The sequence below is a fragment of the Flavihumibacter sp. UBA7668 genome (assembly GCF_002483205.1).
In the GTDB taxonomy this organism is placed as follows: Bacteria; Bacteroidota; Bacteroidia; order Chitinophagales; family Chitinophagaceae; genus Flavihumibacter.
In genome coordinates this window covers 630,913-652,778 of the sequence record NZ_DLHM01000001.1, presented here as the reverse complement: position 1 = coordinate 652,778, position 21,866 = coordinate 630,913, and the positions used below count along the sequence as shown (strand labels likewise).

Annotated in this window: 19 protein-coding genes; 13 read left to right on the top strand and 6 right to left on the bottom strand. The window is 41.9% G+C overall.

Annotation, left to right across the window (positions count from 1 at the left end; all coding sequences use genetic code 11):
* The first annotated feature begins 59 nt into the window (after positions 1–59).
* From B2746_RS02765 to B2746_RS02740, 6 genes are all read left to right on the top strand, one after another.
* Positions 60–3,428 (top strand): SusC/RagA family TonB-linked outer membrane protein, encoded by a 3,369-nt coding sequence (locus B2746_RS02765; RefSeq protein WP_290790776.1) that lies wholly within the window; start codon positions 60–62, stop codon positions 3,426–3,428.
* 21 nt (positions 3,429–3,449) lie between these two features.
* A complete protein-coding gene (locus B2746_RS02760; protein ID WP_290790774.1) occupies positions 3,450–5,009 on the top strand; it encodes a SusD/RagB family nutrient-binding outer membrane lipoprotein in 1,560 nt (519 codons plus the stop codon).
* 141 nt (positions 5,010–5,150) lie between these two features.
* Positions 5,151–6,386: a hypothetical protein gene (locus B2746_RS02755; RefSeq protein WP_290790772.1), complete on the top strand. Its 1,236-nt coding sequence runs from the start codon at positions 5,151–5,153 to the stop codon at positions 6,384–6,386.
* A gap of 92 nt (positions 6,387–6,478) precedes the next feature.
* On the top strand, positions 6,479–8,101 hold the full coding sequence (locus B2746_RS02750) for a glycoside hydrolase family 16 protein (protein ID WP_290790770.1): 1,623 nt from the start codon (positions 6,479–6,481) through the stop codon (positions 8,099–8,101).
* 37 nt (positions 8,102–8,138) lie between these two features.
* Entirely contained in the window at positions 8,139–8,696 is a 558-nt protein-coding gene (locus B2746_RS02745) for a TetR/AcrR family transcriptional regulator (protein WP_290790768.1), read from the top strand.
* A 91-nt stretch (positions 8,697–8,787) separates the two neighbouring features.
* Positions 8,788–9,876 carry an MBL fold metallo-hydrolase gene (locus B2746_RS02740; protein WP_290790766.1) on the top strand — a complete coding sequence of 363 codons (1,089 nt, stop codon included), beginning with the start codon at positions 8,788–8,790 and terminating at the stop codon, positions 9,874–9,876.
* A 110-nt stretch (positions 9,877–9,986) separates the two neighbouring features.
* On the opposite strand, the gene B2746_RS02735 is transcribed toward B2746_RS02740, so the two are convergent.
* Complete coding sequence (locus B2746_RS02735) at positions 9,987–10,994, bottom strand: bestrophin family protein (RefSeq protein ID WP_290790764.1); 1,008 nt, start codon at positions 10,992–10,994, stop codon at positions 9,987–9,989.
* Between the two features lie 28 nt (positions 10,995–11,022).
* Complete coding sequence (locus B2746_RS02730) at positions 11,023–11,439, bottom strand: hypothetical protein (protein WP_290790762.1); 417 nt, start codon at positions 11,437–11,439, stop codon at positions 11,023–11,025.
* A gap of 162 nt (positions 11,440–11,601) precedes the next feature.
* Between B2746_RS02730 and B2746_RS02725 the strand changes: the two genes are divergently transcribed.
* The 3 genes from B2746_RS02725 to B2746_RS02715 are packed head-to-tail and all read left to right on the top strand — an operon-like array spanning position 11,602 to position 15,900.
* A complete protein-coding gene (locus B2746_RS02725; protein WP_290790760.1) occupies positions 11,602–13,215 on the top strand; it encodes a Na+/H+ antiporter in 1,614 nt (537 codons plus the stop codon).
* 46 nt (positions 13,216–13,261) lie between these two features.
* The gene (locus tag B2746_RS02720; RefSeq protein WP_290790758.1) at positions 13,262–15,283 is read left to right on the top strand and encodes a tetratricopeptide repeat-containing sensor histidine kinase; all 2,022 of its coding nucleotides are present in this window, start codon (positions 13,262–13,264) and stop codon (positions 15,281–15,283) included.
* Positions 15,280–15,900, top strand: a complete 621-nt coding sequence (locus tag B2746_RS02715) for a response regulator (protein ID WP_290790756.1) — start codon at positions 15,280–15,282, stop codon at positions 15,898–15,900. Before B2746_RS02720 ends, B2746_RS02715 begins: the two co-directional genes overlap by 4 nt.
* Here the strand turns inward: B2746_RS02715 and B2746_RS02710 are convergent.
* Positions 15,869–16,735 (bottom strand): alpha/beta fold hydrolase, encoded by an 867-nt coding sequence (locus B2746_RS02710; RefSeq protein ID WP_290790754.1) that lies wholly within the window; start codon positions 16,733–16,735, stop codon positions 15,869–15,871. The two genes, B2746_RS02715 and B2746_RS02710, sit on opposite strands and share 32 nt — an antisense overlap.
* A gap of 79 nt (positions 16,736–16,814) precedes the next feature.
* Between B2746_RS02710 and B2746_RS02705 the strand changes: the two genes are divergently transcribed.
* A complete protein-coding gene (locus B2746_RS02705; protein WP_290790752.1) occupies positions 16,815–17,837 on the top strand; it encodes a LacI family DNA-binding transcriptional regulator in 1,023 nt (340 codons plus the stop codon).
* A gap of 6 nt (positions 17,838–17,843) precedes the next feature.
* Here the strand turns inward: B2746_RS02705 and B2746_RS02700 are convergent, their stop codons facing one another.
* Genes B2746_RS02700 through B2746_RS02690 form a run of 3 tightly spaced genes read right to left on the bottom strand, consistent with a single transcriptional unit; the run spans position 17,844 to position 19,467 of the window.
* The gene (locus B2746_RS02700; RefSeq protein ID WP_290790750.1) at positions 17,844–18,041 is read right to left on the bottom strand and encodes an HAD hydrolase-like protein; all 198 of its coding nucleotides are present in this window, start codon (positions 18,039–18,041) and stop codon (positions 17,844–17,846) included.
* Positions 18,042–18,079: 38 nt separating this feature from the next.
* Positions 18,080–18,241, bottom strand: a complete 162-nt coding sequence (locus B2746_RS02695) for a hypothetical protein (RefSeq protein WP_290790748.1) — start codon at positions 18,239–18,241, stop codon at positions 18,080–18,082.
* A gap of 44 nt (positions 18,242–18,285) precedes the next feature.
* Positions 18,286–19,467, bottom strand: coding sequence for an MFS transporter (locus B2746_RS02690; RefSeq protein WP_290790746.1), 1,182 nt, complete (start codon positions 19,465–19,467; stop codon positions 18,286–18,288).
* An 88-nt stretch (positions 19,468–19,555) separates the two neighbouring features.
* Here B2746_RS02690 and B2746_RS02685 point away from each other — a divergent pair, with 88 nt between their 5' ends.
* The 3 genes from B2746_RS02685 to B2746_RS02675 all read left to right on the top strand — a co-directional run bounded on the left by B2746_RS02685 (position 19,556) and on the right by B2746_RS02675 (position 21,765).
* Positions 19,556–19,849: a hypothetical protein gene (locus B2746_RS02685; protein WP_290790744.1), complete on the top strand. Its 294-nt coding sequence runs from the start codon at positions 19,556–19,558 to the stop codon at positions 19,847–19,849.
* A 397-nt stretch (positions 19,850–20,246) separates the two neighbouring features.
* Positions 20,247–20,810 carry a GTP-binding protein gene (locus B2746_RS02680; RefSeq protein ID WP_349680602.1) on the top strand — a complete coding sequence of 188 codons (564 nt, stop codon included), beginning with the start codon at positions 20,247–20,249 and terminating at the stop codon, positions 20,808–20,810.
* Positions 20,811–20,871: 61 nt separating this feature from the next.
* Entirely contained in the window at positions 20,872–21,765 is an 894-nt protein-coding gene (locus B2746_RS02675) for an NAD(P)/FAD-dependent oxidoreductase (RefSeq protein ID WP_290790742.1), read from the top strand.
* The last annotated feature ends 101 nt before the right edge of the window (positions 21,766–21,866 follow it).

The following is a 21,866-nucleotide window of genomic DNA, read 5'->3' as shown; positions in this document are numbered from 1 at the left end:
TTGGGCTGGTGAATAGAATCCAACGACAGACTGATATTCTTAACCCAAAAATCAAAAGTATGCATTTTAGGGCACTGCCAAAACAACGCCATTGCAACGAATGGAGAACAAAATTCCTGTTGATGAAATTGACTACGATCTTATTATTAGCCGCCTGCCTTCAGGTGAGTGCCAGGGGACTGGCGCAAAAGATCACTCTTTCCGAAAAAAACGCTTCCCTTCAGCGGATCTTTAAACTGATCCACAAACAAACAGGGTACCAGTTTTTTTATGAGACCGAACTGCTCGATCGCTATGGAAATGTGAACGTTGAAGTGAAAGATGCGCCACTTGAAAAAGTGCTGGCAATCTGCTTTAATGAAAAGCCATTGAATTTCACCGTTCGGAACAAATCCATAACCGTTACCGCAAAAAAATTCACACCCCTTCCTGAAAAAAAGGAAGAAGAGCTGGTTTTGATTGAGGTAAAGGGGAAAGTAACAGATGAAAACGGAACGCCACTTTCAGGTGCTTCCATTAAACTTAAAGGCTCTACTGCCGGAACCAGCACGGATGCGGATGGAAATTTTTCGCTCCAAATGCCGGAAGGTGGAGGTGTTTTACTGATTAGTTATATTGGTTTTCAAACGAGAGAACTGAGAGTGAGTCAGGCTGAAACCCTCAATATAGCACTTCAATTGGCTGAAACCCAAATCAACGAAGTAGTGGTTACTGCTCTTGGTATCAAACGTTCTGAAAAAGCACTGGGTTATGCGGTGCAACGGGTTTCTGGAGAAAAAGTGCAGACTGTAAAAGGGGTGGATGTAGCAACCTCCCTTACCGGTCAGGTAGCCGGCCTTGTTATCAAAAACTCCACTGAATTTTTTGCGCGTCCAACTATTGAACTTCGCGGGGAAGAAGCCCTGCTTGTTATTGATGGGGTTCCATATGGTAATCTTAATCTGCGCGATATCCCAACCGATGATATTGAAAGCCTGGATGTATTGAAGGGACCTACCGCCTCTGCTCTTTATGGTTCTAGAGCCTCTGGTGGTGTTTTACTGATTACCACCAAAAAAGGTGCCGCCAATAAAGGACTTTCGGTAGATATCAATAGCAATACCATGTTGCAAACCGGTTTCCTTGCCATTCCGGAAGTTCAGGGCAATTATGGACGTGGAGACAATGGCAGTTTGGGAAATGATTATGTATGGGGACCTCGTCTGAATGCCGGTAATACGGCCCGCGACTGGAATCCGGTAACCAAACAGTTTGAGGATGATCGTCCGCTGCTTTCAAAAGGCAAGGACAATCTGAAAAATTTCATGCAGCTTGGTTTGATTACCAATAATAACCTGAGCATTTCACAGAGAGGGGAGAATGGCAGCTTCCGGGCATCCATCAATCATATTTATAACAAAGGTCAATTCCCGAATGCCAAAACCAATATGTTCAATATTACCCTTGGTGGAGAAGTAAAAGCAGGAGAACGCTTTACGCTTGAAAGCCATATGGGTATCAGTCGCAGAAATTCTCCACAGATCTGGGGAAGTGGTTATGGCAACCAGGGGTATCTCTATCAGTTGATGATGTGGACCGGACCCGAGTATGATATCCGTGAGTATAAGGATTATTGGAAAACACCCAATCAAACCCAGAACTGGATGTACACTGCCTGGTATGATAATCCATATTTGATTGCGAATGAAAAACTCCAGGGTATTCTGCAGAATACCATCAATGGTAGTCTGACAGCAAATTATAAAATCACGAATGATCTCAAACTGATTCTTCGCGTGGGCTATGATGTGTTTAGCAACAAAGAAACCTGGACCAATCCTACTGCCAATATTTATTCAACCAGAGGTGGATGGAATGCACGTGGCCGCTATAGCATCAGTAAAGACTGGGGCTGGAGTACCAACGATGACCTGATGCTGAGTTACACAAAAAAGAAAGGCAAATGGAATATTGATCTGCTCGCTGGCGGAACCATCTATTATTGGGAAGATGAAAGTCTGGATGCAAGCACAAGAAACGGATTGACATCCCCCACGTATTTTTCTCTGAACGGATCAGTGGAGCCTCCAACTATTAGTCCACGATTCTTTCGCCGTCAGGTGAATAGTTTGTATGGGAAAGCATCTGTTGGCTGGAAGGATGCGGTTTTCCTGGATTTTACCGGAAGAAATGACTGGAATTCTGCTCAGCCAAAATCAAACCGCGACTATTTTTATCCTTCAATCGGATCCAGTGTGGTATTGTCTGAGTTAATTCAGATGCCACGTCAGATCAATATGCTGAAACTGCGGGCATCCTGGGCTACCTTTAAAACGCCTGCAGATGTGTATGCCATCAATCGGTTGTACAGCACCACCAATTCTGCCTGGAATACCATGAACTCCGGATCTTATCCCGGTAATTTATTGGGTAGTCCGGATTTGATGCCAAGCTCGCACAGAACCTGGGAAATTGGTACAGCAGCTTATCTGTTTGGAAAGCGTTTGCATATAGATGTTGCCTATTTCAACAAGTATTATTATAACCGGCAGGTATCGGTAAATATTCCCGGTTCATCCGGCTTTAATACAACGCTGGTTAATACCGATGAAACCTATGTTCGGAAAGGTTTGGAAATTACTGTTGGTGCAAGTGTGGTTAAGACAAAGGACCTGGAATGGAATACCACCATTAACTGGTCGAACCAGCATCGTTTTTATGTAAACCTGGATTCTGTTTATTCCTCCAAAAATCCCTGGGTTAAAAAGGGAGAACGCCTGGATACCTATCTCGATTATTACTGGCTCCGCGATAATGCAGGTAATGTAATTCACAACAATGGATACCCCAGAGAAAGTGATTATGTGAAGAAATACGGGTTTTCTGATCCGGCTTTCAGCTTCGGCTGGATCAATACCGTGCGTTGGAAGAATTTTCAATTTGGTTTGAATGTGGATGGAAGAATTGGCGGACTCATGTATAATTATGTATATGATAAAATGTGGGATACCGGTACCAATCCGGAATCGGATAATCAATACCGTTATGATGAAGTGGTGAATGGACTAACCAATTATGTTGGCCAGGGCGTACAGGTAATTAGTGGTGAAGTGGTGTATGATAATTTTGGCAATATTATCAGTGATAGCAGGAAATATGGTCCAAATGATAAAGAAGTTTCGTATCAGGCATATGCGCAACAGTTCAGAGGTGGAGATTTTGGTATTCAGAAAAAATCATTTGTTAAACTAAGGGAGATTTCTGCAGGATATCGGATTCCATCAAGAGTATTGGGAAAATCCGGAATTAAATCAGCTTCTGTTGCCATAACTGCACAGAACGTATTCCTGTTTTCCAATTTCAAATTTTCTGATCCCGATGTGGATACAGAAAACCTGAACTCTCCATCACAAAGAATGATCGGTATCAATTTCAAATTCGGATTCTGATCATCACAAAAATTTACCGGTATGACAACTACTATAAAAAAATCCATGGTATATCTGGCAGCTGCATTCAGTTTGGCAGGCTGCTCCAAATTTGATGAAATAAATACGAATCCCAATCAGGCAACGCAGGTAAGTTCAGCCATGCTGGCAACCAATATGATCCTGAATATTACAAGAGTGGATATCAATACAACCAAGGCATTCATGCAGCCTTATCTATTGGGAAAATACCTGACCTGGGGCGAGGGACAGGAGAACAATCAGTTTAATAAATTTGGGCGCACCAATTTTAACAGACTGCCACTGCTTCGGAATGTTACTCCGATGGTAACTGCTGCTCCGGATGAAGCAGTGCGTAAATCCTATGAAGGACTGGGGTATTTTATTCGGGCCTGGCAATTTTTCTACACAACCATGCAGGTTGGTGATATTCCATACCTGCAGGCCATCAAGGGTGAATCGGAAAGTATTATTCAGCCTGCGTATGATTCGCAGCGGGAAGTGTTTATCGGTATCCTGAATGAATTGGATCAGGCGGATCAGTTATTGGCTCAGGGTACCAATTTTTCCGGAGATCCGATTTATGCCGGTAAAACGGATAACTGGAGAAGGCTGGTAAATAGTTTTCAGTTACATGTGCTGATGCAGTTACATCGTAAAACTGCTGATGCTGAATTGAATGTTATTAATCGCTTTAAAGACATTGTGCAGAACCGTCCCTTAATGCGTAGTTTCTCCGATAATTTTGCCCTGGCTTATAATGCAACAGCCGGACAAAATTATCCCTGGTCAGATGTGCCTGCGGGGTCTAATCCCAATGTTCGTTCCAATTATACCATGTTGAGCGCCACGCTGCTGAATCCATTGAAGGCACTGGGTGATCGTCGCCTGTTCTATTATGCCAAACCATCACCAGTTCAATTGACAGCAGGTAAAACGGCAAGCGATTGGGATGCTTATATCGGTGCAGAACCTTCTAATACCTTTTCTTCCTTGCAGATTATGCGGAATTCCAAAGATTATTCTGATTTCAATAACCGTTATACCAATCTGGTAAATGCTGAGCCGGTTAGTATGTTCAGTTTTGCAGAATTGCAATTCATACTGGCGGAGGCAAGTTTGAGAGGGTGGATCAATACCGGTACTGCACAGGAATACTATGCTGCAGGTATTAAGGATGCGATGAAGTTTACGGCCAATTTCACCCCTGATATTGCAGATTATCATCACAATATGAAGATGGATGATGCCTATATTACGGCATATCCAACAAGTGCAGGAGTTGCCTTGGAAGGTACTATGGAAGAGCAATTGAAGCAGATTATTTTGCAGAAATACATCGCCGGCTTTTTACAGGGTTCCAATAATCTGGCCTGGTATGAACACCGTAGAACAGGCTATCCTGATTTTGTGCTGAATCCCGGTACTAACCTGAATATTCCTTCAGATAAATTCCCGGTTCGTTGGCTGTATCCATCCAATGAGTTGAGTTACAATAATAAGAACCTGGATGCGGCTATCCAGTCTCAGTATGGTGGAAATGATAATGTGAATGAGGTAATGTGGATTCTTAAAGACTGATTCAACCGATTGAATTGATTAAAACAGCTGCCTGCAAACCGGCCAATTCCGGTTTGCAGGCTTTTTTTTTGGAGGGACTTGCAAATATCAAATTCTTAAGTTAACTTTGAATTACAAAGTGCTTTTAAAACAGTATTTTATATGAAAACTGAGATCCTGGCTAATATCAATCAGCCTGAACAACTGGAGAAAATGTACCGGAATAATAAATCCGGCTTTAGGAAAGCTTTTGGCGAGCTGGATTTGAACCAGATGGACCGAAACCTGGCTTCATTCTGGAATGCCCGTTTATCGTTTAATAAAGAAGAGGGGGATTGGGTGAATAGTAAGGACTTGATCCGGATCCTGTTGCTGGCTGTATTGGCCGGATTGCTGGCAAGGATTCCGGATATCTTTTCAATAGAAGAAGAGTTTTATTATTCCCGCAATCTGGGGTTTATACTCTTTCCGGCACTGATCTTGTTTTTCGGCTGGAAGAGGCAGTTATCGATACGTTCCATTGCTGGATTATCCATTTCAATAATTACGTCACTTGTATTTATTAATTGGTTGCCGGGCAACAGTTCCACAGATACAGTGGTATTGTCTTCCATACATATGATTTTGTTTCTCTGGTCCCTGCTCGGATTTACGTTTATTGGCGGGAAAATGGGACCTGCAGAAAACCGGCTGGAATTCCTTCGCTACAATGGCGATCTGGTTGTAATGACTACACTTATTCTCATAGCGGGTGGGATACTTACTGGTGTAACAATCGGCTTGTTTTCGCTGATCGGATTTAATATTGAAGAATTTTATTTTAAGCATATTGTGGTGAGTTGTCTTCCGGCTGCTCCTATACTGGCGACCTGGCTGATACAAACCAATCCGCAATTGGTGGGCAGGGTATCTCCCGTTATTGCGCGTTTATTTAGTCCATTGGTATTGGTGATGCTGATAATTTACCTGGGTGCGATTTTATATTCTGGAAAGGATCCTTATAATGATCGGGAATTCCTGCTGATGTTTAATGGATTGCTGATAGGCGTGATGGCTATTCTGTTTTTTTCTGTTGCGGAAAATTCCAGGTCCAAAAAATCGGTGATTGAAACATGGATGTTGTTTTTGTTGGCAGCCATCACTGTTATTGTTAATGGTATTGCGTTATCGGCAATTCTTTTTCGGATTGCAGAATGGGGAATAACACCGAATCGTGCGGCTGTACTGGGAGGTAATATGTTGATCCTGCTGAATCTGGTAATTGTTACGATCCAGCTCTTTGGGGTTGTTCGGAAAAAAGCAGATTTTACCAGTGTAAGTAATGCCATCGCACTTTATTTACCGGTTTATTTTATCTGGACAATTATTGTGACATTTCTGTTTCCGATTTTCTTTTAAAACACACAATCGATTGATCTAAGGGAAGGATGAATTCTTTGGTACATTTCCATGAAGAAGAATTTATCTGCTTACAGATTAATCGATTTTGAATGAATTTTGCCTGCATTTATAAATTAATAATTTTTTGTGTTGCATTGTTTTTTGTGGATTCGGTTTTTGCGAAGACAGTTGATGCAAATTCAATTTCCTGTGAACTGGATTTATTAGGAACCCGAAGCTGGATCAGAGTTGAATGGGGAAATTGCTTTGAAAATGATATAGAACTGAAAATTTATTGGTCAGCAGATGGGGTACAACCCGCTCAGCCGCAGGCAAAAGTGAGCAGTTCTAAAAAACGATTCTATATTGAGGGAGTTAAGCCTTCTGCTAATTATTTTATTTGGTTGGAAAGTAAAAGAGGGAGTGGACAGCCGGAAGTTCTTAAAGGGAATATTAAAACGGATTTGAAATGGCGATTGGATACCAGGGAAACTTCTTCAAATGATGTGTTAAGTTCTACTGCCGTTCCGCCTGGAATGAAAATCTTCTGGCAGGATGAGTTTAATGATGCGTTACTGAACAGGAACAAATGGTCAACCAATTATTACTCAACAATTGATTATTTGTATCAGGTGAATCTTGCTGAATTAAAAAGCAACACCTTGGCTCAACCGGCATATAAGTTGAATGGTTCAACCATTACTTTATTCACCAATGATTCTTTACCGGCAGCAACCTATGACCGAAAAAATGATAAAAAAATCTCTTCCATTCAAACCTATGATTGGGTTACCGGTGAAAACCTGCTGGACAATAGCAGAGGCGGGTATTTTGAAGTTCGGGTAAAAAGAAGCAGTACCGGTAAGCCAAGGGGATTGAATACGGCATTCTGGTTTGATTCACCCGGACCTGATCTTCGGTATTATCTGGAGCAGGGAACGGCGATGCATGGTGTACAGGGTATACGTCCGGCTGGACAGGTATTTAAAATTGATGTGTTTGAATATTTGAATGCGCAGTTTGTCTTACATGGTAAAGTAGATGCGGCAGGAAAATTTCAACATAATCTGGCTACACATATAGCAAAGGGGTTTCAGCATGTGGATCAATGGGTCGTGCATGGTATGTTGTGGACCCCCACTTCATTGAAACATTATATAAATGGGCAGTTGATCAAAACCTATGATGACACTGCTAAGAATTATGCACCCAATCATTTCATGAATGTTTTATTGGGGAGTTATGGTGGAGGTGGATCGGTATCGATGGAAGTGGATTATATCCGGGCCTATGGATGGCCGTTGGAAGTTGGTAATGAATTACCAAATGGAGGAGGAGAGTACAGTGAGCAATTATTACCCTGGGAAGGAACTGCCGGTGTTGCTAGGAAGAATGGCAGATCGGGTAAAAATGGATTTGTACTGGAGCCTGGACAGGAAATGTATCAGTATATCTATCTGTTGCATTCAACTGCATATGAGTTTGGGTATTGGGCAAAAGGAAAGGGGAAGCTGGAACTTGAAATTTCGACTAGAAAACCGGTGGTTGGTGAAGTGGGGGATCAGTTTTTGGAAACCGGGGTGGTAAATTCAATTGTGTTCAAACAGGGTGGTTTGCGATTTAAAACCGGACCTGATCAAGGGATCAACACAAAAATAGTACAAGTGAAATTGGCCAATACCGGAGCTGAGCCAGTTTATCTGGATGATTTAACAATAAAGCGGGAAAATTAAATTGGAATGATTATTCCAATTTCTTTATTTTTGCTTCGTGGATAAAAAAGAACAGATCATACTTGCCGCAATGAAACTGCTCACTGAAAAGGGGGTGCAGGCTACGCCGATGTCGGCTATTGCCAAAGCGGCCAACACGGGCATGGGTACGATCTACAATTATTTTCCAACAAAAGAAGCCTTGATCAATGCGATTTATTTGCACATAAAGGGATCTGAATTTCATTTACTTGGTACTGCGCCAGATGAAAGCAAATCGCTTAAGAGCCGGTTTTTTCAGTTCTATGCTGTTTTTGTTGATTTTTATCTGAAATATCCTTACAGCTTCGCATTTATGGATCAATTCCATAGTTCACCAATCATAACAGAGGAAACCCGGGAGATGGGTAAGGCTAATTTTCTTCCGGTGATAAATTTACTGATGCAGGGACAGAAAGACGGAATTATTAAAGAAATGGAATTGGAATCACTGTTGCAGTTTTTATCTGGAACTATTACAACTTATGTGCGATGGCTGCAATCCCAGCCGAAGAACAAGCGGGAAGATTTGATGAAACTTCAATTACGCATGGTTTGGGATGCCATCAAGGAATAAAAAAATTTAATAAAAAATTGGAATGAATATTCAGTCCAATCCGCTTTGACGATCTTTTATTAGTAAACTATTGCGTATATTAAAAAGAACCATGATACTATTATTTTCAGTTATGGCTGTGTTGGTGGTGATTACGTTGATCTATCTGCAGCAGCCTGTTTTTGGGAAATCTCCCAATGGTAAACGGCTGGAAAGAATGAAGTCGTCCAGAAATTACCGGGATGGTAAATTTCAGAACCTCAGTTTCACTCCTACATTAACGGAAGGCTATTCAATGAGTGGAGTATTATATGATTTTGTGTTTAAAAAAGTTCCGAATAAGATTCCGACACTTACCATGCCATCGGTCAAAACGGATTTACATACGTTGCCGGCTGACAGCAATTTATTGGTTTGGTTTGGACATTCTTCTTATTATCTCCAGGTAGATGGATTGAAGATATTAGTGGATCCGGTATTCAGTGGAAATGCATCTCCGATTCCGGGTACAACCAAAGCTTTTGCAGGTTCGAATGGGTATCAGGTGGGTGATATTCCGGAGTTGGATTATTTATTGATCAGTCACGATCATTACGATCACCTGGATTTTAGCACGATTAAATCCTTGCAAGCTAAAGTGAAAAAAGCGGTAATGGGTTTGGGGGTTGGTGCACATTTTGAGCATTGGGGTTATGATCCGAATCAATTGATTGAACTGGATTGGGAAGAATCGATTGAGTTGGAGAAAGGTCTTCGGTTGCATGCGCTTCCTGCAAGGCATTTCAGTGGACGAACCTTTAGTCGCAATACAACACTCTGGTTATCCTTTTTGCTTGAAACCGGATCGAAGAAGATTTTCCTCGGCGGCGACAGCGGGTATGATACTCATTTTGCTGAAATCGGGAAACGATTTGGTTCGATAGATCTGGCGATACTTGAAAATGGTCAGTATAACCTTGCCTGGCAGGCGATCCATTGTTTGCCGGAGGAGGTGTTGAAAGCGGCAAAAGATTTAAATGCAAAGCAGGTAATTCCAGTCCACTCTGCCAAGTTTTCCCTGGCGCCACACAGTTGGGATGAGCCGCTGAAAGAGATCAGTCGCCTGAATGAAAACTACGGCATTAGTTTGCTGACACCGAAAATCGGCGAACTGGTGTATATCAATCGCGAGGACCAGCTTTACGCTGAATGGTGGAAGTGAACAACGGAAAGGTGTCAGACACCAGTGAGACAGGTATCAGACACATGTCTGAGAGCGTTCTAACATATATCTGACACCTCTCTAACAGCGTTCTAACACCTGTCTGACACCTAAAGAAGAATATTGTTTTGAGGCTGGATGGGATCGGGCAAATTGGTTTCATCCAGCATATCTCTCATATCGATTTCGATGACACGGCTGATTTGGGTAATCGGAACATCATTGGCACTTCCTTCGAATGGATTAACTGAACTTTCTCCGACAGTATCGAGCGTATGGAATGCCCAAGTTACTAAAACAGAAAAAGGGATATTCAGCCAGATCGTATACCCTTCCAGAATGGTACCTTTGCCAAGTGAATCAAAATCACGAAGCGCCCCAAATGGAACCAGGACCACAAAAATCATCAGTAAATATGTGGCAATGGAGGCGAAATTCCTTGGATAAGGAAAATTTTTTATTCGCTCCGCCTTGCCCTGATGGTCGGTTAATAAAGTTAGGCGCTGTTGCAATTGGGTCCATTGAAAATCATTGATGGAATTGGTAGTCCGTAATTGCGCCAATTCCTCGGATTGCATAGCACTCAATTGAGTCGCTTTGTTTTTCTTGGAAAGAATATAGTTCCATTCCGATTCATTCAGAAAGGGTTGCAATGATTGCTCCAGGGATTGCTGTTTTTCCGGAATCTGATAATGATCTCCCTGAAATTCACGGTTATTTTCCCGCTGCATATTTTCCCATGGTCGAGGTTCTCTTAGCTGATAACGGAGGGCTGTTAGCCAGGCGAAATGCCGATAAAACATGCGTTGAACTAATGGAGAAGACTTTCCCCCAAGTGCATCCCTTAGGGTATAGGCAAAACTCCTACTATCATTAATGATGGCACCATAAATCTGACGAGCTTCCCAGATTCGGTTATAACTGGCATTGTTTTTAAATCCCACTATAAATGCTACCGCAGTTCCAAGAATTGCGATGGGTTGCCAGGGCAACGCTATAAACCGCCCACCGAAAGCATAAGATAGGGTAGGAATGGCGGCTAACAAAATCATCCAATAGGTATCCCTTCTTGTCCATTTATAAAACTCCAGCGGAGTATATCGAGTTCCGGTATGCATGCTGCAAAAATACAGTTTCCCTTCCCACCTAACGTATTGGGTATACATGGTAAAAAGTACCAGGCATATTACTTAGTACAGCCTGGCAGGTTACCATTTCACAGCTCGAAGAAGCTGGTGCTGTTTTGGAAATGAGGACCTTAAAAGAAGTTGCTTCGTTTATACTACCGCTGACTGCCAGAACGGCTGGCTGACTATATATGGGGCAGTTCATGCTGGAGGAAAAGATACCATCATAGGTCTTTCCTTTGTAATGAAATTGCTGCTCTCCGAATTTTTTAAGAGAATCCTCCTGTATTTGTAGAATGACGGAAGAACACATGGCATCTATTAACTTCACAGTTACAATGGCTTCACCGGTAAGTTCTTCCTGTTGATTATTCACTTTCTGACACGCACTTAACAGGAAAAATAAAGCACTCAAAAATGGAACGACTCTTCTCATATGCAAGATTTTAATGACAGGTAATACTTTTTTGACAGCCAAAAATTAGTTTCCGTTGCAGTCGGGTGTCAGATACATGTCTAAGATAGTTCTAACATGTATCTGACACCTCTCTAACAGCGTTCTAACACCTGTCTGACACCTATCTCCTAACTTTACCCTATGCAACCTATTCTGATTGAATACCTGTACATGGTATTGATAATCCTGGCACTCGTAGTGCTCGCCAATAAGGTAAAAATCGCCTATCCAATTATCCTCGTAATTGGAGGCTTGCTGCTTAGCTTCCTCGCAGAATTCTCCCATGTAGGTATCAACCCCGAAATCGTATTTCTTATTTTCCTACCACCCCTGCTCTACGAAGCAGCCTGGCAAACCTCCTGGAAAGAATTCTGGAAATGGCGCCGAGTTATCACCAGTTTTGCCTTCCCGGTTGTCATCATCACATCCATCATCATCGCTATTTTCTCCAGTTCCTATATACCCGGATTTACACTTGCACTCGGTTTTTTACTCGGCGGAATCATCTCTCCCCCCGACGCCGTTTCAGCTACCACCATCATGCGCCAGGTCAATGCACCCAAATATCTGGTTAGTATCATCGAAGGCGAAAGCCTGCTGAACGATGCCTCCTCCCTCATTGTTTTCCGCTTCGCATTAGCCGCCGTATTAACCGGACAATTTGACCTAAAAGAAGCAACCCTGAGTTTTGTACTCGTTATCCTAATGGGCCTGCTGATCGGATTATTAATCGGGCTACTCATCTACCTGCTGCATCGTTTTTTACCCCTTACACCAAGTATAGAAACAGTACTCACCCTGATCACCCCCTACGCTATGTATTACGCAGCAGAACATTATCATTATTCAGGCGTCCTGGCAGTAGTGAGCGGAGGCTTGTTGCTATCCAGTCAGCGCCAAAAAATGCTTAGTTACCAAAGCCGCCTGCAGGGAGTAAATGTCTGGGGAAACCTGGTCTTCGTTTTTAATGGTTTCATCTTTCTTTTAATCGGATTACAACTGCCCGCTATTACAACTGATCTTGGCACCATCAGCCTGAAATCCGCAATCGGATATGGAATCGCTATTTCAGCAGTACTTATTTTAACCCGACTTGCTTCCTCCTTCGGCGCTGCCGGATTCACAAAAATCGTCAGCCGATTTATTACAGTTGCCGATCCCAATCCCGGTTGGAAAATGCCCCTGATCGCCGGATGGGCCGGAATGCGTGGTGTGGTTTCTCTGGCAGCAGCACTTTCAATACCGATTGCACTTCCCGGTGGAGAATCATTCCCTCTGAGAAACCTTATCCTTTTCATCACATTTGTTGTCATCCTGATGACCCTGGTTTTCCAGGGACTTACCCTTCCCTGGCTGATCAAAAAAATCAACATCACCGATAAGTACAGCACCATTGATGAAGAAGAACAACACCGCTTTATCCGAAAGAAACTGGCTCTCATAAGCAAAGAACATCTTAACACCCGTTACGAAAAAGAGACAACAGAGAACTCCTATGTTTCCAATCTGCTGAACCGACTGGAAACCGATCTCCATATCTTTGGCCATCATCCAAACGGAAACCCGGAATTTCAATCCGATACCCTGATTAGATTTTATCATATACAATTGGACCTGTTGGAAACGCAACGAAATCTCCTTACCCATATGAACCGGAAACAGGAATTTGATGAAGAACTTATCCGGAAATATTTTACCTTACTGGACCTCGAAGAATACCGGATCAGGGAAAACGGTCTCACCCTTTTACGGTAGGAAGATTCAAAAACAAGTGCCTAGCTTCGCTTAATATAATCAATTCATGCGCAGCTCCTGGATCCCTGGTTTAGTACTACTGACATGCTTTTGCCAGGCCCAGGTTCCAGGCAGTAATATCAATGAATGGACGGAAGGATTTGAAAAACGAAAAGCAGCTGCTATTGACTCACTGGATGTTTATCAAGCAAAAGATACCGCCCGAATTAACCGGCTTATCAAACTGATCAATACGGCCTATTTTCATAAACAAAGGCGCGATTTGATAGCCTATTGGGAGGAATGTCTGCAACTCAGCAAACAACTTAATTATCCGAAAGGCCTGGCCTCAGCATATTTATGGAAGGCCTATTACTACCGGGGCGATAAAAACCTGGATGGCTTTCATCATTATATGGATTCCTCCATTAAGGCCAGCCAGTCATTTCCTGATTTGCGATCCAACTGGGCAAACGCTCATCGTATGAAAGGCCTGCAGTATCAGGAACAGGAAAATTATCATGCAGCTTTAAAACATTATTTTGAATCGCTCCGGTACTATGATACCGTGCAGGATATACAAATTATGTATTTGCTGCAGAATATCAGCAGCTCTTACCTGCAACTGAATAACCAGGATCAGGCAGCGCTTTATGCGGAGAAAGGTGCCCTCCTGGCAGATACCCGACCAATGCCAAAAATACTACAGTTACAGGCTTATGCAACACTGGCATCCGTCTTACTAAAACAGGAAAAATCCGATCAGGCTTATCCCTATTTGCAACGTGTTGCTCCCTTTATGCCCGATACCCTGGAACAGGCATTAAGTTCCAATCATTTTCTCGATATGGGCCATTACTTTTTCAAAAAGCAGCAATTCGATTCATCTTTTCATTATTATGAAAAAGGCTACCAGATAGCAAGCTCGGGAAATCATAAAATCAATACTTATGGTGCATTGAATTATCTTTTTAAGAATAGTCTTAAACTTGGGAAATTGAAAGAGAGCCGGAACTATGTTTTGCAGGGTTTGGAAGAAGCCAAAAAAACGGGCAAAACCATTCATCTGATCAATGCCTATGCTAATCTGGCTGATTATGAAGCGGCCACCGAAAATCCGGCAAAAGCCTATGAGTTCCTGAAAAAAAGCACCGCATTGAAAGACCAGTTCTCCCTTCAAAACAACCAGACAACGCTGAACAACTTATCGGTTTTATATGAGTCCGCCCAGAAAGAACATACTATTCAGGTATTGGAAAAAGAAAATGAAGTACGGGTACTTGCATTGGAACGACAAGCGTTTAAAAACAAGGTATATATCGCATCCATCTTCCTGCTCGCTTTATTCCTTTTCCTTATTTACAGGTATTATGTTGCCAAACAGAAAAATCAGCAACAACAGGTTGAAATCCAACGGCAAAAAATTATTGATCTCGAGAAAGATAATCAATTGTTGCATATGACTGCCATGTTACGCGGACAGGAAGAAGAACGATCCAGAATTGCGAGAGATCTGCATGATGGGATCGGAAGCCTTCTTTCCGGTATTAAAATGTCCTTCGCCAATATTAAGGAAAAACTTAGTATTCCAACCGAACAGACTGTTCAGTTTGACCGCAGTCTGAGTATGCTGGATAACTCAATTTTTGACCTTCGTCGGATTGCTTACAACCTGATGCCGGATGCATTGTTGAAATTCGGATTAACGGAAGCTGTGGAAGATTTATGTGATCAGATACAGACCTCCACTAATCTCAGGGTTCGTTTTCAATATACAGGGGAAGTCCGAAAATGGAAAGATACCGAATCTGTTTATCTGTACCGAATCATCCAGGAGCTGGTAAATAATGTGATAAAACATGCAAAAGCAGAAAATCTTATGGTGCAAATGACGGTTGTTGAAAATTGGTTGTCGATAAACGTTGAAGATGATGGCATAGGATATGAGCTGGAAAAGATGGAAAAAATAGAGGGGAATGGTTTAAATAATATCCGATACAGGACAGAATTGCTGGGTGGAAAATGTGATATTATAACTGGTGCAGGGGAGGGGACTTCCGTAACACTTGAATTTGAATTGCCAGTATGATAAAAGTATTTATTGTTGATGACCATGCCGTTTTGGTGGAAGGCATTTACGCACTGCTTCAACAGGAACCTGATATTGATGTGGTTGGTTATGCCAGCACAGGTTACAATTGTTTGCATTATTTTTCTTCAGAAAAAGCAGATATTGTTTTACTTGATATCAATCTTCCAGATATCAACGGACTTGATTTATGCCAACAATTGCTGACGTCACAACCGGAACTTAAAATTCTTGCACTCACAACATATGGACAAACTACCTATGTAAAAAAAATGATGGAAACCGGGGCAAGCGGATACCTTTTGAAAAATTCCGGTAAAGCTGAAATAGTTGCTGCCATACGGGAAGTGGCAAATGGGATGACTTATCTCAGCTTTGAAGTTGCTCAGTTAATGAAAGCTGCTACCCGGCAGGGACAGCAGTTTCCGATTCTGACCCGAAGAGAAAAGGACATTTTAAAAAGTATCAGTGAGGGTAATACCAACGCACAAACTGCAGTACAATTTTATATAAGTATTGATACGGTGGATACACACCGAAAGAATCTCTATGCAAAATTACAGGTAAGTAATACCGCGCAACTCATCAGACGTGCGATGGAACTGGGGCTTCTATAATATTCAATAAAATATCCCATAAACAATGACTGAATTTCTTCCGGAAAATACCAGTATGTCCAACTTCTTCCTGCGTAAATTCCCTTGTCATCAATTTTTGAATGAGTTTTGGAGCAGCCGGATAAAACTGCATAAAAGCCGTGGCAGTAAAATCATTGGCAATATAATCATCCGCACAATAAACAACATTGATCGGCACTTTAAAATTTTCAAATGAATCCGTTTGCAATCTTTTTCTGAGTAAAATACGGAAATAATATTTATTGGTACACCAGCTCCTCCATTCCATCAGAATTCCGGTTGGTAAATTCTCTCCCCATCCTATTTTTTTCATGGGTGCATATCCATACATTGTTGTAAGGATGGGAGCCACTACATACCATAAGAACCAGATTTTCATTCTTTTTTTCATTGGGAAATATCCATAATATCCAAGTGCGGCATTTAAGGCAATAACTTTCTTTAAATGATGCGGTTCGTGAATAAATCCTACCAGCTGAGCTCCCATGCTATGGCCCAGCCAGGTGATTTCAGTAAGACCTTTTTCCTTTACCAGAAAATTTAATGCGGCATTCATATCGTAGACACCCCATTCATGCAACCTGGCTTTTGAGTGACGAAGATCCGGGTCGGCAGAGCCACCTATTCCCCTGTAATCATACAACAGAACATTATATCCCTGTTGAATGAGGTAATATGAGAAGGGCAGATAGTATTCTTTTTTAATGCCGGTTGCAGCACTGAGCAGTACTGTTCCAATGGCGCCATCAATCGGACATCCATAAAGTGCCGAAAGCTGCAGACCATCTTCTGTAATAATAGTATACTGTTGCATATTGGGGATTGAAACTACCATCGACAAGCAGAAATTATCTACCGTAAAAGAGTGAATTTTATTATATTGAACGAATTACATGATTACTATGCCAACTGCTTCGCTAAAGGATATTGCTGAAAAAGCCGGAGTTTCTGTTACTCTGGTTTCTTATGTATTGAATAATCAACACGAAAACCGGATTAAGAAGGAAACAGCGGATAAAATCCGAAAAGTTGCTAAGTCGCTGAATTACCAGAAGAACATTGTAGCTCGTAGTTTAAAAACCAGCAAAACCCAAAGTATTGGTTTAATCGTTTCGGATATTGCCAATCCTTTTTTTTCGCAACTCGCCAGGTGTATTGAAGATGAAGCAGATCGTCAGGGATATGCACTTATTTTCGCCAGTTCGGATGAAGACCCTGCTAAATTCAAACGAATGCTGGATTTTATGGCTACCCGTCAGGTAGACGGACTCCTGATAGCTGCACCGGCCGGTAGTGAGTCAGCTATACGATCATTGAAGAAAACCAGGGTTCCTTTTATTTTAATTGACCGCTATTTCCCCTCCGTCAAATCTGATTATGTTGGTCTCAACAATTACGATGCTGCATATACTGCCGTAAACCATTTGTTATCCCAGCAAAAGAAACGAATTGGTATGATTGGATTCAGTACTCCGCTTCATACCCTGCAGGAGAGAACCAGAGCTTATCAGGACGCACTTAAAAATGCCGGTATCCGTCCGGATAAAACCTGGTTGAAAGAATTGGGAACCACGGTAAGTTATGCGGAAATCAAAGCCGCCTTGGAAGAATTGTTGAAATTGCCCAAACCGATTGACAGTGTTTTCTGTGCCTCCAACCTTATGTCTGGTTACAGCCTTCAATTTATTCATGCCATGCAGCTAAAAGTACCGGAAACCATTGCTCTGGTTGGTTTCGACAGCATGGATGATTTTGAACTTTTTGATTCTCCCTATGCTTATATACGCCAGCCAATCCGTGAAATGGGATCACTTGCCATTCAGCAATTATTGGCTAAACTGAACGGAATCTCAAAGACGGCATTTCTTGAACTGCAGGCTGAATTGATATTGAAACATCCTGTCCGGCATATATAAGATCGGTTATTCAAAACTGTTATACCTATTTTTCTTACGGATTACATCCTGAAAGAAACCCGGTTCCAGCAAATCTTTAATTGAATCAATTACAAAATCCGGAGCATAACTGAATTGTTCTAGGTCTACCCGTTTGGTTATAACTGATAAAGTGAGTACCGTGGTAAAGCCCATGGTGTCTGCTCCTAATATATCAGTTGACATGGTATCTCCGATCATGATGGTTTCATCGGTAGACAGGTCTAGTTTTTTCTTGCCACCGCGCAGGTAAAAATATCATCATCCTGCACATCAAATCCAATGCGTTGTAGTTTATAACATACATCGCGGTTGGTACGCTGACTGTTATTTGTTAAAAAGAAAAAGGGGATACCTTCTGCTTTCAGGAAATCAATGAAATCCAATGCACCTGGTATAGGCTGCTTATTCGGGTTCTTTAAATAATTGTTTAATGTAGGACCATTCGCACGGGTGATGCCTCATCTGCTGATTTATATTTCAGCATAAAAAATACACTTAATCCTAATCCACCCAATGCCATCAGGGCGCCTGCAAGTGATGGATAATTAAATCCTAATCCATGCGCCAGTGGTAATCCGCCAAAATATGCACCCAGTGAATTAGCAACGTTAAAGGCTGCCTGCATAAATGCTGCACCCATTCGCGCGGAGTCTTTTGCTGTGCTGATCATCAGCATATTGATGGGAGAGGAGACGGCCATCGCCAATAATCCGCATAAGAAGGTTAATACCAATGAAAAATACTGGTTATCGGAGAAGAAGAATACAGCCAATAAAATAATTACCTGCAATAGGAACAATAAAATAGCCGCTTTATCGGGCCGTATTTTATCTGCCATGATCCCTCCCAGTATATTACCAACCACCATTCCAAATCCGGCCAATAACATAATATAGGGTACAAAAGAAGGAGAGAAGCGCGAAACATGAATGGATAATGGTGCAACATAACTGAACCAGGCAAAGAGTCCGCCAAATCCAACAGCCGTAATCAGGAGAATCAACCAGGCTTTTCCGCTTTTAAAAAATTGCAACTCTTCTTTTACGGAACTGTTTTCACTTACCTGCTGATCAGGCAACCATTTATGAATAAAGAACATGGTAATAGCACCAATTATTCCAACAATACCAAATGCGAACCTCCAGCTCATGGCCTGGCCAATTAATGTTACGAGCGGAACCATGGCCAGATTGGCTACAGTTAATCCAAGAAACATCATGGAAATGGATTGTGCCTGTTTACCTTCTCTGGCAAGCTGTGAAGCCACCACAGCCCCTATTCCAAAAAATGCTCCATGGGGTAATCCAGACAGAAAACGCAATACCATCAATGAATTAAAATTAGGTGCCAGTCCGGATAGCGCATTAAACAAGGTAAAGATGGCCATCAATGCCAGCAGTGTTTTTTTTGGATTGTATTTGGTAGAGATCCCAACCAGTAAAGGCGCACCTACCACAACACCCAATGCATAAGCAGAGATCAGATATCCTGCTTTTGGAATGCTTACAGCAAAGGAAGCTGCCACATCAGGCAGCAGCCCCATAATCACGAATTCGGTTGTGCCAATTCCCAATCCACCCAGTGTTAACGGAAATATATATTTGTTCATTTTTTCTCCAATTGCAGCTGCAAAGCTATTAAAGTTGAAACGTTTCAACAAAATTACATAACTTAGTGTATAAAGTACACATTAGGTTATGAAAAATTTGTTAATCGGTGGAATAATAATCAGTGAATCACCTGCCGGCACGAGCTGGAAGCTTGATTTACAACAGAATAATGAGTACAGCATACGCAAAATCTGGACAGGCGAACCTAAACTCGCTGAAAGTATCCGTCAGGCATTTCCGGAAGCTGAACTGGTGTATGATCTAAATAGTTTACTGGAGGACCCTGAAATTGGACTGGTGGTTATTGTCCCGCCAATGGGAGATGAACAACCGGTAATTGGACGCGCATTACAATCTGGAAAGCCGGTACGCGTACTTTAATCAAAATCAGGATTGGAATACATGGTTTGAAATTGTGAAAAAAGATTTGCCCGTATGGAGTCATATTCTATATTTGCAATAATGTTGCAAAAAATGAATGCCATTATTTCCTCCATACTTTTGGTGCTCTATTTTTTTCTAATGCTACCAATTCAGGTTTGGCATACACATGCAAATCATACACATTGCAGTGCTGAAGGAAACAATGAATTGTTACTGAATTCCGGAGAATTTTCAGGATCATCAGATACATGCTTTATTTGCGATCATCAATACGCAGACTATACAGATGAACACTGCTTTTTAAATAAGCTGAACAAAATAAACTGGATTCAAACGACTTCTTCTCTGCACTCTTCGATCTGTTCTTAAGCAGCTTAATCCGGCTGCCAGGGTAATTGAATCCAGTTTTGGGAATGTATCACCCTCGGAAATATTAAATACCGGTTTATTTGATTTTGAAAAGTCCAGTCAGACAGAAACCTGGAAACTAGAAAGAGAAACTATCCATACACCTGAAACTAAAGAATATGGTATTTCCTCCTTCGTATTCAGGGCTAAACAACCCTTTCATCCCGAGCGCTTCTGGACTTTTCTAAATGATCAGTGGCCAATTAATATCATCCGCAGCAAAGGTGTATGCTGGATTGCCAGTCGCCCTGATGATGTGATTAACTGGAACCAGGCAGGTGGCAGTTTACGGGTGGATAAAGCAGGCGTCTGGTGGTGTTCCCTGCCCTATGGAGAGCGTATCCGGTATGCTGCTTTTGTGGATAATCAGGCTGAAATTGAAAAGCGGTGGGATAAGGCTTTTGGTGATCGGTTTAATGAGCTGGTATTGATCGGGCAGCACCTGAACCAGCAAGAAGTGGAAGCTCAATTGATGAGCTGTCTCTGTACCCTATATGAAATAACCGCCATGCAAAATGGTCAGCGATTTAAAGATCGTTTTCCACTATAAATGCAACAAAGATGCAAAAAATACTATCTTTGCCTTTTTAACTGAAAAAAACAGCTACCAAATGAATTCAAAATTTGAGGTTGTGATCATTGGGGGCAGTAATGCAGGATTATCTGCAGCAATGGCATTGGGTAGGGCATTGCGCAAAGTTTTGGTGATTGATAATGGACGGCCCTGTAATCGCCAGACACCTCATTCCCACAACTTTCTCTCAAGGGATGGCGTAACCCCCGAATTTTTATCCACTGTTGCCAAAGAACAGGTTCTGGCCTATCCAACTATAAAATGGATGCAGGATACCGTGAATGAGGTGAAGCTGAATGAATCGGGATTTAGTCTCCATACGACGGGAGGTTTCCAAATTGAGGCAAAGAAAGTATTGTTGGCAACAGGGGTGGTGGATGAAATGTTGCCTATTTTCGGATTTGCTGAATGCTGGGGCAAATCTGTTTTACATTGTCCTTATTGCCATGGTTATGAAGTACGGAATGAAAATCTGGCTGTATTGGCGAATGGAGAAATAGGATTTGAATTTGTTAAACTGATCCGACAATGGACGCCTAATGTTCAATTATTAACCAATGGCGAACCAGCTTTGAAAGAAGAACAACTTGAAATCCTGAAAAAAGCCGGTATTCCGATTGTATCAACTCCCATCCAATCCATCCTTCATCAGGAGGGATATCTGCAGCATATTCAGTTGGTAGATAATTCGCTGATTTCTCTTAAAGCTGTTTTTGCACGAGCACCCATGCATCAGAGCCCGCTTGTTATCCAACTGGGACTACAGGTCAGTGAACAGGGATTTATTGCGGTTAATGCCTTTCAGGAAAGCTCCGTGCCAGGAGTTTTTGCAGCAGGTGATTGTACCACCCCTATGAGAACCATTTCAACGGCAGTTGCGCAGGGGACTATGGCAGGTGCGGCAATCAATTCATTTCTGTTGGAGTGGTGAATGTTGAATAGTGAATAGTGAATGTTCAATGCCAACCAAATTTGAAATAGGCAAGCCAGGAAATTGCGATAATCAGACCAAATACAAGTATTACCCAAAGA

Bases quoted from the DNA above. Each gene is read 5' to 3' on its own strand.
- B2746_RS02765 (WP_290790776.1), top strand. From the start codon at position 60: ATGCATTTTAGGGCACTGCCAAAACAACGCCATTGCAACGAATGGAGA.
- B2746_RS02760 (WP_290790774.1), top strand. From the start codon at position 3,450: ATGACAACTACTATAAAAAAATCCATGGTATATCTGGCAGCTGCATTC.
- B2746_RS02755 (WP_290790772.1), top strand. From the start codon at position 5,151: ATGAAAACTGAGATCCTGGCTAATATCAATCAGCCTGAACAACTGGAG.
- B2746_RS02750 (WP_290790770.1), top strand. From the start codon at position 6,479: ATGAATTTTGCCTGCATTTATAAATTAATAATTTTTTGTGTTGCATTG.
- B2746_RS02740 (WP_290790766.1), top strand. From the start codon at position 8,788: ATGATACTATTATTTTCAGTTATGGCTGTGTTGGTGGTGATTACGTTG.
- B2746_RS02735 (WP_290790764.1), bottom strand. From the start codon at position 10,994: ATGCATACCGGAACTCGATATACTCCGCTGGAGTTTTATAAATGGACA.
- B2746_RS02730 (WP_290790762.1), bottom strand. From the start codon at position 11,439: ATGAGAAGAGTCGTTCCATTTTTGAGTGCTTTATTTTTCCTGTTAAGT.
- B2746_RS02725 (WP_290790760.1), top strand. From the start codon at position 11,602: ATGCAACCTATTCTGATTGAATACCTGTACATGGTATTGATAATCCTG.
- B2746_RS02720 (WP_290790758.1), top strand. From the start codon at position 13,262: ATGCGCAGCTCCTGGATCCCTGGTTTAGTACTACTGACATGCTTTTGC.
- B2746_RS02715 (WP_290790756.1), top strand. From the start codon at position 15,280: ATGATAAAAGTATTTATTGTTGATGACCATGCCGTTTTGGTGGAAGGC.
- B2746_RS02710 (WP_290790754.1), bottom strand. From the start codon at position 16,735: ATGCAACAGTATACTATTATTACAGAAGATGGTCTGCAGCTTTCGGCA.
- B2746_RS02705 (WP_290790752.1), top strand. From the start codon at position 16,815: ATGATTACTATGCCAACTGCTTCGCTAAAGGATATTGCTGAAAAAGCC.
- B2746_RS02700 (WP_290790750.1), bottom strand. From the start codon at position 18,041: ATGTCAACTGATATATTAGGAGCAGACACCATGGGCTTTACCACGGTA.
- B2746_RS02690 (WP_290790746.1), bottom strand. From the start codon at position 19,467: ATGAACAAATATATATTTCCGTTAACACTGGGTGGATTGGGAATTGGC.
- B2746_RS02685 (WP_290790744.1), top strand. From the start codon at position 19,556: ATGAAAAATTTGTTAATCGGTGGAATAATAATCAGTGAATCACCTGCC.
- B2746_RS02675 (WP_290790742.1), top strand. From the start codon at position 20,872: ATGAATTCAAAATTTGAGGTTGTGATCATTGGGGGCAGTAATGCAGGA.